This window comes from Rhodococcus sp. NPDC060176, from assembly GCF_042728675.1.
Taxonomy (GTDB): Bacteria; Actinomycetota; Actinomycetes; order Mycobacteriales; family Mycobacteriaceae; genus Rhodococcus_F.
On record NZ_JBHWYS010000024.1, the window covers coordinates 1 to 1,611 of the forward strand.

At 61.5% G+C, this 1,611-nt stretch carries 1 protein-coding gene; it reads left to right on the forward strand.

Annotated elements, in window-relative coordinates:
* A partial coding sequence (locus ACFWEM_RS34095) for a condensation domain-containing protein (RefSeq protein ID WP_378540094.1) occupies positions 1-1,611 on the forward strand: 1,611 nt, incomplete at both ends.

The window sequence follows — 1,611 nt, forward strand, 5'->3', positions numbered from 1 at the left end:
TGTCGGTGGCGGTTCGCGTGCGGCGTTGACTGCGCAGGTGCGTCCGGTTCGGGTTCCGTTGTCGTTGGCGCAGCAGCGCATGTGGTTCCTCAACCGATTCGACACCGATTCTGCTGTCAACAATGTCCCTGTTGCCGTTCGGCTCACGGGTGCGCTCGATCTGGCCGCCCTGAATTCGGCAGTTCACGACGTTATCGGCCGTCACGAGGTTCTGCGCACGGTCTACCCCGAGGTCGACGGCGTCGGCTACCAGAAGATCTGCTCGGTAGAAGATGTCTCGACCGATCTCGGCGCAGAACGCGTCACAGACGACCGAATCCTGGCGGAGCTGTATTCGTTCTTCGCCCAGGGCTTCGATGTCACTGTCGAGGTTCCGTTGCGCGCCAAGCTTTTTCAGGTCGCCGATGACGACTTCGTGTTGTCGTTCGTGATGCATCACATCTCGACCGACGGCTTCTCGATGGGCCCGTTGACCCGCGACGTCATGACCGCCTACTACGCCCGAACCAACGGCCAGGCTCCGACCTGGACGCCGTTGCCGGTGCAGTACGCCGACTACTCGTTGTGGCAGCGTGAGGTTCTCGGGTCCGAGGACGATCCGCAGTCCATGATCGCGAAGCAGATTGCGTTCTGGTCGGATGCGTTGGCTGATCTTCCGGAGCAGTTGGATCTGCGTGGTGATCGTCCGCGTCCCGAGATTGCTTCAGGGCGCGGCGCCAATCACAGTTTCACCATCGAACCGCAGCTGTGGTCCGAGCTGGACGAACTGGCCAAGGCAACGAACGCAACTCCGTTCATGGTTGTTCACTCGGCTCTGGCGGTGCTGTTGGCACGACTGTCCGCGACGACCGACATTGCGATCGGTGCCCCGATCGCGGGTCGTGGTGAAGCCGAGCTCGATGACGTGATCGGTATGTTCGTCAATACCTTGGTGCTGCGTACCGAGGTTGATCCGTCGATGTCGTTTGCCGAGTTGTTGGCGTCGGCGCGTGAGGTGGATTTGCAGGCGTTCGCGCATGCGGATGTTCCGTTCGAGCGTGTGGTGGAGGTTCTCGATCCGGTTCGTTCGCAGGCTCGTCATCCGTTGTTCCAGGTGGCGTTGACGTTCCAGAACCTTGGACAGAGTGCTCTCGAACTGCCCGGACTCACCGCCGCTGCTGTGGAATTCGACGCAGCACTGGCCAAGTTCGATCTGCAATTCACACTTGAAGAGGCCGCTGACGCCGGTATGTCCGGCACCCTGACCTACGCGACGGATCTGTTCGACGCGTCGACAGCGGCCGAGTTCGCTGATCGGTTCGTGTCCGTCCTCCGTGGCGTTGTCGCGAATCCGGCCGCTGCCGTTGGCGACGTGGATGTTATGACCGCCGGTGAGTTGGATCGCGTTCTGTCATGGAGCGACACGGGTGTCGACAGTGGTGTGGATTCGACGTTGTCGGCGTGGTTCGATGATGCTGCTGCGCGGTTTGGTGATCGGGTTGCGGTGCGGTTCGGTGGCGAGTCGTTGTCTTATGCGGAGTTGTCGGTGCGGGCTAATCGTTTGGCGCGCAGGTTGATTGCTCAGGGTTGTGGTCCGGAGTCGTTGGTGGCGGTGGCGTTGCCGCGGTCGGC